10 protein-coding genes are annotated in these 11,681 nt (G+C 62.1%); 7 read left to right on the forward strand and 3 right to left on the reverse strand.

The window, feature by feature from the left end; translation table 11 throughout:
• Positions 1-85: 85 nt before the first annotated feature.
• On the forward strand, positions 86-304 hold the full coding sequence (gene infA / locus CKW35_RS07855) for a translation initiation factor IF-1 (protein WP_002553999.1): 219 nt from the start codon (positions 86-88) through the stop codon (positions 302-304).
• A gap of 174 nt (positions 305-478) precedes the next feature.
• Here the strand turns inward: infA and clpA are convergent, their stop codons facing one another.
• Both clpA and clpS read right to left on the reverse strand, forming a co-directional pair.
• Positions 479-2,749 (reverse strand): ATP-dependent Clp protease ATP-binding subunit ClpA, encoded by a 2,271-nt coding sequence (clpA, locus tag CKW35_RS07860; RefSeq protein WP_016488123.1) that lies wholly within the window; start codon positions 2,747-2,749, stop codon positions 479-481.
• A gap of 30 nt (positions 2,750-2,779) precedes the next feature.
• Positions 2,780-3,142, reverse strand: a complete 363-nt coding sequence (clpS, locus tag CKW35_RS07865) for an ATP-dependent Clp protease adapter ClpS (RefSeq protein WP_003251220.1) — start codon at positions 3,140-3,142, stop codon at positions 2,780-2,782.
• Between the two features lie 230 nt (positions 3,143-3,372).
• Between clpS and cspD the strand changes: the two genes are divergently transcribed.
• Positions 3,373-3,639: a cold shock domain-containing protein CspD gene (gene cspD / locus CKW35_RS07870; RefSeq protein WP_016488125.1), complete on the forward strand. Its 267-nt coding sequence runs from the start codon at positions 3,373-3,375 to the stop codon at positions 3,637-3,639.
• 71 nt (positions 3,640-3,710) lie between these two features.
• Here the strand turns inward: cspD and icd are convergent, their stop codons facing one another.
• Positions 3,711-4,967, reverse strand: coding sequence for an NADP-dependent isocitrate dehydrogenase (gene icd / locus CKW35_RS07875; RefSeq protein ID WP_016488126.1), 1,257 nt, complete (start codon positions 4,965-4,967; stop codon positions 3,711-3,713).
• A 412-nt stretch (positions 4,968-5,379) separates the two neighbouring features.
• On the opposite strand from icd, the gene CKW35_RS07880 reads away from it, so the two are divergent.
• The 5 genes from CKW35_RS07880 to purB all read left to right on the forward strand — a co-directional run bounded on the left by CKW35_RS07880 (position 5,380) and on the right by purB (position 11,657).
• Positions 5,380-7,605, forward strand: a complete 2,226-nt coding sequence (locus tag CKW35_RS07880; protein ID WP_095115616.1) for an NADP-dependent isocitrate dehydrogenase — start codon at positions 5,380-5,382, stop codon at positions 7,603-7,605.
• Positions 7,606-7,826: 221 nt separating this feature from the next.
• Complete coding sequence (locus CKW35_RS07885; RefSeq protein WP_095115618.1) at positions 7,827-8,267, forward strand: NUDIX hydrolase; 441 nt, start codon at positions 7,827-7,829, stop codon at positions 8,265-8,267.
• 57 nt (positions 8,268-8,324) lie between these two features.
• Complete coding sequence (gene mnmA / locus CKW35_RS07890; RefSeq protein WP_016488129.1) at positions 8,325-9,449, forward strand: tRNA 2-thiouridine(34) synthase MnmA; 1,125 nt, start codon at positions 8,325-8,327, stop codon at positions 9,447-9,449.
• Positions 9,446-10,072, forward strand: coding sequence for a high frequency lysogenization protein HflD (gene hflD / locus CKW35_RS07895; protein WP_016488130.1), 627 nt, complete (start codon positions 9,446-9,448; stop codon positions 10,070-10,072). Before mnmA ends, hflD begins: the two co-directional genes overlap by 4 nt.
• A 214-nt stretch (positions 10,073-10,286) precedes the next feature.
• The gene (gene purB / locus CKW35_RS07900) at positions 10,287-11,657 is read left to right on the forward strand and encodes an adenylosuccinate lyase (RefSeq protein ID WP_024717417.1); all 1,371 of its coding nucleotides are present in this window, start codon (positions 10,287-10,289) and stop codon (positions 11,655-11,657) included.
• The last annotated feature ends 24 nt before the right edge of the window (positions 11,658-11,681 follow it).

Below are 11,681 nucleotides of genomic sequence, written 5' to 3' on the forward strand. Positions count from 1 at the left end.
CGCAGATTTCCGGCATAATCGGCGCCACTTTTTTGCCCGGTGCGGATATGCGTCGGGCTAACACTGGATCCGAGGGCTCAACTGCATGTCGAAAGAAGACAGCTTCGAAATGGAAGGTACTGTCGTCGACACCCTGCCCAACACCATGTTCCGCGTGGAGTTGGAAAACGGGCACGTCGTAACCGCGCACATCTCCGGAAAGATGCGCAAAAACTACATCCGTATTCTCACTGGCGACAAGGTCCGCGTCGAGCTGACGCCCTACGACCTGAGCAAGGGCCGCATCACCTACCGTGCGCGCTAAGCTCCAGCCATGAAAAAGCCCGGCCATGTGCCGGGCTTTTTTGTGCCTGTGAAATTGTACGGTTGCAACCCTCTCTGTGGGAGCGGGCTTGCCCCGCGAAGCAGGCCCCGCGGCGCATGGCACCGGCTTCGCCGGTGTTCGCGGGGCAAGCCCGCTCCCACAGGGCCTCGCTTGTCAGGCAACCTCAGCCGTGGTCTCGAAGTCGAACACCAGTTCGCCATCGCGCAGGTCGATGTGCACCACACCGCCATGCTCGGCCAGTTCGCCAAACAGGATCTCCTCGGCCAACGGCCGTTTGATCTTGTCCTGGATCAGCCGCGCCATCGGCCGCGCGCCCATCTGCACATCGTAGCCCGACGCCGCCAGCCAGCCGCGGGCGTCATCACTGACTTCCAGCAGCACACGCTTGTCTTCCAGCTGCGCCTGCAGTTCGATAAGGAACTTGTCGACGATGCTCTTGATCGTCTCGTGGCTCAGGCGGCCGAACTGGATGATGGTGTCCAGGCGGTTGCGGAACTCTGGCGTGAAGCTCTTGCGGATGACTTCCATGGCATCGGACGCATGGTCCTGATGGGTGAAGCCGATCGAGGCCCGTGCCGCGGTTTCCGCGCCAGCGTTGGTGGTCATGATCAAAATCACGTTACGGAAGTCGGCCTTGCGCCCGTTGTTGTCGGTCAGGGTACCGTGGTCCATCACCTGCAGCAGCAGGTTGAAGACTTCCGGGTGGGCCTTCTCGATTTCATCGAGCAGCAAGACGCAGTGCGGTTGCTTGGTGATCGCCTCGGTCAACAAGCCACCCTGGTCAAAGCCAACGTAACCAGGAGGCGCACCGATCAGGCGGGACACCGTGTGGCGCTCCATGTACTCGGACATGTCGAAACGCACCAGCTCCACACCCAGCGCCTTGGCCAGCTGCCGCGCCGCTTCGGTCTTGCCGACGCCGGTTGGGCCGGCGAACAGGAACGAACCGACAGGCTTGTCTGGCGCCTTGAGGCCGGCACGGGACAGCTTGATGGCAGTCGACAGCGAATCGATCGCCTGGTCCTGGCCAAACACGGTCAGTTTCAGGTCACGCTCGAGATTACGCAGCAGCTCTTTGTCGGAACTGCTGACATGCTTCGGCGGAATGCGCGCAATCTTCGCAACGATGTCCTCGACCTGCGGCACGTCGATGCGTTTGACGCGGTTGGCTTCCGGCTGCAGGCGCTGGTAGGCACCCGCTTCGTCGATCACGTCGATGGCCTTGTCCGGCATGTGCCGGTCATTGATGTAGCGCGAGGCCAGTTCGGCGGCGGCGCGCAGGGCTTCGTCGCTGTACTCGATGTTGTGGTGGCTCTCGAAGCGCCCTTTAAGGCCGCGCAGAATGCCCACGGTGTCTTCGACCGACGGCTCGCTGACATCCACCTTCTGGAAGCGCCGTGCCAAGGCACGATCCTTCTCGAAGATGCCGCGAAACTCCTGGAAGGTGGTGGAGCCAATGCAACGGATCTCACCCGACGACAGCAACGGTTTGAGCAGGTTGGAGGCATCCATCACCCCGCCCGACGCCGCACCGGCACCGATGATGGTGTGGATTTCGTCGATGAACAGGATCGCCTGCGGGCGCTTGCGCAGCTCGCCGAGCAGCGCCTTGAAGCGTTTCTCGAAGTCACCGCGGTACTTGGTACCGGCCAGCAGTGCGCCAAGGTCGAGGGAGTACACCACGCTCTGCGCCAGCAGGTCGGGCACCTGGCCATCGACAATGCGCTTGGCCAGGCCTTCGGCGATGGCGGTTTTGCCCACGCCCGCCTCACCCACCAGCAGCGGGTTGTTCTTGCGCCGGCGGGCAAGGATTTGCGCCACGCGCTCAACTTCCTGCTCGCGACCTACCAGCGGGTCGATACGGCCGGCACGGGCCAGCTCGTTCAGGTTGCTGGCATAAGCGTCCAGCGGGTTGCTCGACGAGGACGTTTCGCCGCCCTCTTCGTCCTGCATTTCCTGATCGCTGTCAGCGTGCGAACCATGGCCAGGCACCTTGGAGATGCCATGGGCGATGTAGTTCACGACGTCGATGCGGGCCACGCTCTGTTGCTTGAGCAGGAATACGGCCTGGCTTTCCTGTTCGCTGAAGATCGCCACCAGCACGTTGGCGCCGGTCACTTCACGCTTGCCAGAGCTTTGCACGTGGAACACGGCACGCTGCAGCACCCGCTGGAAGCCCAGGGTCGGCTGGGTTTCACGGTCTTCATCGTTGACAGGGATCAACGGGGTGGTGGAATCGATGAACTCTTGCAGATCGTGCTTGAGCTTGTCGAGATTGGCGCCACAGGCGCGCAGAACGGTCGCGGCAGCCTCATTGTCAAGGAGAGCCAGCAGCAGATGTTCGACGGTCATGAACTCATGACGTTTCGAACGGGCCTCCTTGAAGGCAAGATTGAGGGTGACTTCGAGCTCGCGGTTTAACATAGCTTCACCTCATACCCAAGTGGTCGGCGATTAACCGTCCTTCTCGATTTCACAGAGTAGCGGATGCTGGCTTTCCCTGGCGTATTGGTTGACCTGCATAGCCTTTGTTTCGGCGATGTCACGGGTAAACAATCCGCACACTGCCCGCCCTTCTGTATGGACGGTCAGCATGATCTTGGTCGCCAGCTCGCGGTTCAGACTGAAGAACGTCTCGAGCACTTCGACGACGAAATCCATTGGCGTGTAGTCATCGTTGAACAAAACCACCTTGTACATCGGTGGCGCCTGCAGGATCGGCTTGGCTTCCTGGACTGCAAGACCCGAGCCGTCGTCCTCATTCGATTGCGGGCGATCCTGATTGAATGTTAGTCGAATCTCACTAGGTGCATGCATGGAAAGAATTTCATCATGAGCGTCAGGTTAAGGTTGTGGGTTGACGGCACAGGCCGCATCCAGCGCAGGCGCCGGGCGACCTTGACTATCGGCAAAACGGTGTTACAACCAATAAGAACCCACCGTGGTCGATAAAGATCCGCGCAGTCAACCAGATTTTTCGCAAGGTTCGTATGCGGATGAAGTGGATGATACTCCAGTGATGGAGTCCTTTGCAGAGGGACATAGGGATGGCAAGCGGTAAAGTCAAGTGGTTCAACAATGCCAAGGGCTATGGGTTCATCAATGAAGAAGGTAAATCCGATGACCTGTTCGCCCATTATTCGGCCATCCGAATGGACGGATACAAGACCCTCAAGGCAGGCCAGTGCGTAGTGTTCGACATCGTACAGGGCCCCAAAGGGCTGCACGCCGTCGACATCAAAGACGCTGCGGTGGCCGCGGCAGAGGGTGCCAGAACCCTGGGCGAGCCGCAGAGCGAAACTGCCAAAGCCTGACTGCCTGCGCTGTGCCGGTATACGAAACAACCGGCCGCTTCTTTACCTGGAAGCGGCCGGTTTTGCATTGCCTACATATGCTTGATCATTTCATCGCCAAAGCCTGAACTGCTCACCAGCGTGGCGCCGTCCATCAGGCGCTCAAAGTCGTAGGTCACGGTCTTGGCACCGATCGCACCGTTGGTGCCTTTGATGATCAGGTCGGCCGCCTCGGCCCAGCCCATGTGCCGCAGCATCATCTCTGCCGAGAGAATCACCGAGCCAGGGTTCACCTTGTCCTGCCCGGCATACTTGGGCGCGGTGCCGTGGGTAGCCTCGAACATGGCCACGGTGTCGGACAGGTTGGCCCCCGGCGCGATGCCGATACCGCCCACTTCCGCCGCCAGGGCGTCGGACAGGTAGTCACCGTTGAGGTTGAGGGTGGCGATCACGTCGTACTCGGCCGGGCGCAGCAGGATCTGCTGCAGCATGGCGTCGGCGATGGCGTCCTTGACGATGACCTCGCGGCCGGTCTTGGGGTTCTTGAACTTCATCCAAGGGCCGCCATCGAGCAATTCGGCACCAAACTCGTCCCTGGCCACCTCGTAGCCCCAGTCCTTGAAGGCCCCCTCGGTGAACTTCATGATGTTGCCCTTGTGCACCAGGGTCAGCGATTCGCGGTCGTTGTCCACCACGTACTGCAGGGCCTTGCGCACCAGGCGCTTGGTGCCCTCGCGGGATACCGGCTTGACGCCGATGCCGCAGTCCTGGTCGAAGCGGATCTTGGTGACGCCCATTTCCTCCTTGAGGAACTTGATCACCTTGTTCGCCTCAGGCGAACCGGCCTTCCACTCGATACCGGCATAGATGTCCTCGGAGTTCTCGCGGAAGATCACCATGTCGACATCACCGGGCTTCTTCACCGGGCTCGGCACGCCCTGGAACCACAGCACCGGGCGCAGGCACACGTACAGGTCCAGTTGCTGGCGCAGGGCCACGTTGAGCGAGCGGATGCCACCCCCTACCGGGGTGGTCAGCGGGCCCTTGATCGACACCACGTAATCACGTACGGCATCGAGGGTTTCCTGCGGCAACCAGGTGTCCTGGTCGTAAACCTGGGTGGCTTTTTCGCCAGCATACACCTCCATCCAGGCGATCTTGCGCTTGCCGCCGTAGGCCTTCTGCACCGCCGCATCCACTACTTTGATCATTACCGGCGAGACATCGACGCCAATCCCGTCGCCTTCGATATAAGGAATGATGGGGTTGTCAGGAACGTTGAGCGAATGGTCTGCATTGACGGTGATCTTGGTGCCGTCGGTCGGAACCTTGATTTTCTGGTATCCCATGCTTGCACTACTCCGCTGTCGGGTGTGATTGGACATCGTGCGATCCACTGAGCCTAAACCACATCTGCCGACCTGCAAGGCATGCGACAACCCGCCACATTGCCGCTACGTCTTTGGTCTTATAAATGGGCCGATATCACTTGGCCTTGCTGATTAGCCCGAATGGTTTGGTATACTCCGCCGCGACCGTAGGGTCATCGGGGCGAATCCCAGGAAAATGCGGACCGCCCTTGGCCATGAATGGCCGAAAAGCCTGGGTTGTTACCGCAGCTCAGCATTGACGCTCGACTGATGCATCCACCATCACCGCTCGCAGCCTCTCGACTTTCCGCTCATGGCGCTGCCAGGGCGATGCGCCTACCCTGCGCACCACGAGACTCGAGCACGCTCAGCACACAGAGAGTTAACCCGCATGCCCACCCGTTCCAAGATCATCTATACCTTCACCGACGAAGCCCCCGCCCTCGCCACCTACTCGCTGCTGCCGATCGTCGAAGCCTTCACCGCTTCGGCTGACATCGCCGTCGAAACTCGCGACATCTCCCTGGCCGGCCGTATCCTTGCCGCCTTCCCGGAGCAACTGGGCGCAGAGAAGCAAGTAGGCGATCACCTGGCGGAACTGGGCCAGCTGGCTACCACCCCTGAAGCCAACATCATCAAGCTGCCAAACATCAGCGCCTCGGTACCGCAGCTCAAGGCCGCGATCAAGGAACTGCAAGGCAAGGGCTTCAACATCCCTGACTACGCCGACGAGCCGGCCACCGCGGACGAGAAAGAGTCCCGTGCCCGCTACGACCGCATCAAGGGCTCCGCCGTGAACCCGGTGCTGCGCGAAGGCAACTCCGACCGCCGCGCGCCGCTGTCGGTGAAGAACTACGCCCGCAAGCACCCGCACAAGATGGGCGCCTGGGCCGCCGACTCCAAGTCGCACGTTGCCCACATGACCCAGGGCGACTTCTATGGCAGCGAAAAAGCCGCACTGATCGAAGCTGACGACAGCCTGCGCATCGAGCTGGTCGGCAAAGACGGCACCACCACCGTCCTGAAAGAAAAAACCGCCGTCAAGGCCGCCGAAATCATCGACTGCGCCACCATGAGCCGCAAGGCCCTGAAAGCCTTCATCGCCGAGCAGATCGCCGATGCCAAGGCCGCCGGCGTGCTGCTGTCGGTGCACCTGAAAGCCACCATGATGAAGGTTTCCGACCCGATCATGTTCGGCGTCATCGTCGAAGAGTTCTACAACGACGTGCTGACCAAGCACGCCGCAGCCCTGGCCGAAGTAGGCTTCAACGCCAACAACGGTATCGGCGACCTGTACGCCCGCATCAAGGACCTGCCAGCCGACAAGCAGGCCGAGATCGAGGCTGACATCCAGGCCCTGTACGCCCAGCGCCCGGCCCTGGCCATGGTCAACTCCGACAAAGGCATCACCAACCTGCACGTGCCGAGCGACGTGATCGTCGACGCCTCGATGCCGGCCATGATCCGTGACTCGGGCAAGATGTGGAACACCGCCGGTGAACTGCAAGACGCCAAGGCCGTGATCCCGGACCGTTGCTACGCCGGTATCTACCAGGCCACCATCGAAGACTGCAAGCAGCACGGCGCCTTCGACCCGACCACCATGGGCAGCGTGCCGAACGTTGGCCTGATGGCGCAAAAAGCCGAAGAGTACGGTTCCCACGACAAGACCTTCCAGATCAAGGCCGACGGCGTCGTGCGCGTGGTCGATGGCAAAGGCAACGTTGTGCTGGAGCAGAACGTCGAAGCCGGTGACATCTTCCGTATGTGCCAGACCAAAGACGCGCCGATCCAGGACTGGGTCAAGCTGGCCGTCAACCGTGCCCGCCTGAGCAACACCCCTGCGGTGTTCTGGCTGGACCCGGCCCGCGCCCACGACGGCGTGATGATCGAAAAGGTGCAGCAGTACCTGAAGGATCACGACACCACTGGCCTGGACATCCGTGTTCTGGCTCCGGTCGACGCCATCAAGTTCTCCCTGGCCCGCATCCGCGAAGGCAAGGACACCATTTCGGTGACCGGCAACGTGCTGCGCGACTACCTGACCGACCTGTTCCCGATCATGGAACTGGGCACCAGCGCCAAGATGCTGTCGATCGTGCCGCTGATGAACGGTGGTGGCCTGTTCGAGACCGGCGCCGGCGGTTCGGCGCCCAAGCACGTGCAGCAGCTGGTTGAAGAGAACTTCCTGCGTTGGGACTCGCTGGGTGAATTCCTGGCCCTGGCCGCTTCCCTGGAGCACCTGGGCAACACCTACGACAACCCGCGCGCCAAGGTTCTGGCCAGCACCCTGGACCAGGCCACCGGCAAGTTCCTCGACACCAACAAGTCGCCTTCGCGCAAAGTTGGCGGTATCGACAACCGCGGCAGCCACTTCTACCTGACCCTGTACTGGGCTGAAGCCCTGGCCGCTCAAACCGACGACGCTGCGCTGCAAGCGCGCTTCGCACCGCTGGCAAAAACCCTGGCCGAGAACGAAGCGACCATCGTCGCCGAGCTCAACGCCGTTCAGGGCAAGCCGGCCGATATCGGTGGCTACTATGCCCCGGATGCCGAGCTGACCGCCAAGGTGATGCGCCCAAGCCAGACCCTGAACAGCGCCATTGCTGCCCTGTAAGGTTCGCTTGAAGTAACAGCAAAAACCCCGGCCACGCACCGGGGTTTTTGCTTTCTGAAAGAGCTTGCACGGCCCCTGTAGGAGCGGCCTTGTGCCGCGAAAGGGCCGCGAAGCGGCCCCGGCGTTTTTTGCTGCGAAGCTGATTACCTGGGGCCGCTTCGCAGCCCTTTCGCGGCACAAGGCCGCTCCTACAGGGCCCGTGCCAACCATAGGAAATGCTCATGACCTGGCAACCCCACATCACCGTCGCCACCATCGTCGAGCACGAGGGCAAGTTCCTCTTCGTCGAAGAATTCAAAGCCGGCCTGCACGTCTTCAATCAGCCCGCCGGCCACCTGGAGCCCAACGAAACCTTGCCCCAGGCCGCGCTGCGCGAAACCCTGGAAGAAACCGCCTGGGAAGTCGAGCTCACCGGCGTGGTCGGTATCTATCTCTACACTGCCCCCAGCAACGGCGTGACCTACCAGCGCATCTGCTTTGCTGCCCGCCCGGTGTGCCATCACGCCGACCTGGCGCTGGACAGCGACATCGTCCGCGCCGTGTGGCTGACCCGCGACGAGCTGCTGGCCGACCCGGCCCGCTGGCGCAGCGAGCTGGTGCCACGTTGCCTTGACGACTACCTCAAAGGCCCCTTGCACAGCCTTACCCTGCTACGCGACTGACGCGTCGCCACGGGTTTGATAGAATCGACGTTTTTCCCTTGATACACACCGGTAACCATGACCAGCCCAGCACTCAAAGACCCCGCCAAGACCCGCGTCATCGTCGGCATGTCCGGCGGCGTGGACTCTTCCGTCTCCGCCCTTCTGCTCATCGAGCAGGGCTACCAGGTGGAAGGGCTGTTCATGAAGAACTGGGAAGAAGACGACGGCACCGAATACTGCACCGCCCGTGAAGACCTGGCCGACGCCCAGGCCGTCTGCGACCGCATCGGCATCAAGCTGCACACCGCCAACTTCGCCGCCGAATACTGGGACAACGTGTTCGAGCACTTCCTTGAAGAATACAAGGCCGGCCGCACGCCCAACCCGGACATCCTCTGCAACCGCGAAATCAAGTTCAAGGCGTTCCTCGACTACGCCCTGTCACTGGGTGCCGACCTGATCGCCACCGGCCACTACGTGCGCCGTCGTGACACTGGCGCGCTCACCGAACTGCTCAAGGGCCTGGACCCGAACAAGGACCAGAGCTACTTCCTGCACGCCGTCGGCGGCAAGGAAATTGCCCGCACCCTGTTCCCGGTCGGTGAGCTGGAAAAACCGGCAGTGCGCGCCATCGCCGAGAAACACGGCCTGGCCACCGCCAAGAAAAAAGATTCCACCGGCATCTGCTTCATTGGCGAGCGCCGCTTCAGCGACTTCCTCAAGCAGTACCTGCCAGCCCAGCCGGGCAACATCGAAACCACCGAAGGTGAAGTGATCGGCCGCCACCATGGCCTGATGTACCACACCATCGGCCAGCGCCAGGGCCTTGGCATCGGCGGCCTGAAGGATGCCGGTGACGAGCCGTGGTACGTGCTGCACAAGGACCTGGCCCGCAACGTGCTGGTGGTCGGCCAGGGTAACGAACACCCTTGGCTGTTCTCCCGCGCCCTGCTCGCCTCGGACATCTTCTGGGTCAACCCCATCGACCTCAGCAGCCCGCGCCAGCTCACCGCCAAGGTCCGCTACCGCCAGAGCGACCAGCAGTGCACCCTGGCGCTTACGGCCAGCGGCTACCGCGCTGTGTTCGACGAACCGCAACGCGCCGTTACCCCAGGCCAGTCGGTAGTGTTCTATGACGGTGAAGTATGCCTGGGCGGCGGCGTGATCGAAGCCGCCGAGCCCTGGAGCCCGCGCGCATGAGCAACCTGCAGGAGCAGCTGATTGCATTGGGCGGTGTGTTTCAGGCCGCCGTATTGGTAGACCGCATCGCCCGCACCGGCCAGGCCAGTGAGGCCAACATCGGCTGCATGCTCGGCAGCCTGCTGGTCCGCGACCCCAAGAACACCCTGGAGGTGTTCGGCGGTGACGACCTGAACCTGCGTGACGGCTACCGTGCGCTGGCCGGTGCCCTGGAGCGCGACCCCAGCAGCCTGCAGCGCGAGCCACTGCGCTATGCCCTGTCGATGCTGGGCCTGGAGCGCCAGCTGAACAAACGTGGCGACCTGCTCGACACCATTGGCAACCGCCTGCCACAAATCCAGTCCCAGGCTGACCATTTTGGCCTGGTTCACGAAAACGTCATTGCTTCCAGTGGAGCCTTGTACCAGGACACCCTGAGCACCCTGCGCCAGCGTATTCAGGTGCATGGCGACATGCGCTTCCTGCAGCAGGCCAGCAACGCCTCGAAAATCCGCGCCCTGCTGCTGGCCGGTATCCGCGCCGCACGCCTGTGGCGCCAGCTGGGCGGTCACCGCTGGCAGCTGGTGTTCAGCCGGCGCAAGCTGCTGAACGAACTGTACGACATGATGCGCAGCGCCAGCTGAGGGGCTGCGCTGATCCTTGTGGGAGCGGGCTTGCCCGCGAAGCAGGCGACTCGGTGGATGGCACCGGCTTCGCCGGTGTTCGCGGGCAAGCCCGCTCCCACAGGGTTTGCCACCAGCATCAAATAGGCCCGACCTTTGGTCAGCCACCCGACCTCGGCGCATTTTTCATGTATGATATGCGCCCTCCAAAAGCCTGACTGTCCGAGAACACCCCATGCAGCTCTCTTCGCTCACTGCGGTTTCCCCTGTAGACGGCCGTTATGCCGGCAAAACCCAGGCCTTGCGCCCCATTTTCAGCGAATTCGGCCTGATCCGTTTCCGCGCCCTGGTCGAAGTGCGCTGGCTGCAGCGCCTGGCCGCCCACCCGCAGATCGGCGAAGTGCCGGCGTTCACCGCCGAAGCCAATGCCCTGCTGGACAACCTGGCCACCGATTTCAAACTTGAGCACGCCGAGCGCGTCAAGGAAATCGAGCGCACCACCAACCACGACGTCAAGGCGATCGAATACCTCCTCAAGGAGCAGGCTGCCAAGCTGCCTGAGCTGGCCAAGGTCAGCGAGTTCATCCACTTCGCCTGCACCAGCGAAGACATCAACAACCTGTCCCACGCGCTGATGCTGCGCGCCGGCCGTGACGACGTGCTGCTGCCACTGATGCGCCAGATCGCCGACGCCATCCGCACCCTGGCCCACACACACGCCGCCGTGCCTATGCTGTCGCGCACCCACGGCCAGCCGGCTTCGCCGACTACCCTGGGTAAAGAGCTGGCCAACGTCGTGTATCGCCTGGAGCGCCAGATCGCCCAGGTCGCTGCCGTACCACTGCTGGGCAAGATCAACGGCGCAGTGGGCAACTACAACGCCCACCTGTCGGCCTACTCGCAGATCGACTGGGAAGAGAACGCCCGCGCCTTCATCGAAGACGAGCTGGGCCTGCAGTTCAACCCGTACACCACCCAGATCGAGCCGCACGACTACATCGCCGAGCTGTTCGACGCCATCGCCCGCTTCAACACCATCCTGATCGACTTCGACCGTGATGTGTGGGGCTACATCTCGCTGGGCTACTTCAAGCAGAAGACCGTTGCCGGCGAAATCGGCTCCTCGACCATGCCGCACAAGGTCAACCCGATCGACTTCGAAAACTCCGAAGGCAACCTGGGTATCGCCAATGCGTTGTTCCAGCACCTGGCCAGCAAGCTGCCGATCTCGCGCTGGCAGCGCGACCTGACCGACTCCACCGTGCTGCGCAACCTGGGCGTGGGCTTTGCCCACAGCGTCATTGCCTACGAAGCCAGCCTGAAAGGCATCGGCAAGCTGGAAGTCAACGAAGCCCGCATCGCCGCCGACCTGGACGCCTGCTGGGAAGTGCTGGCCGAGCCGATCCAGACCGTGATGCGCCGCTTCAACATCGAAAACCCCTACGAGAAGCTCAAAGAGCTGACCCGTGGCAAGGGCATCACCCCGGACGCGCTGCTCACCTTCATCGACGGCCTCGACATGCCAGCCGAAGCCAAGGCCGAGCTCAAGCAGCTGACCCCCGCTACCTACATCGGTAACGCGGCAGCCCAGGCCAAACGCATCTAAGCTGACCGTCGCATACAACGCCCG

It is taken from the genome of Pseudomonas sp. Irchel 3F3, assembly GCF_900187545.1.
GTDB lineage: Bacteria > Pseudomonadota > Gammaproteobacteria > Pseudomonadales > Pseudomonadaceae > Aquipseudomonas > Aquipseudomonas fortuita.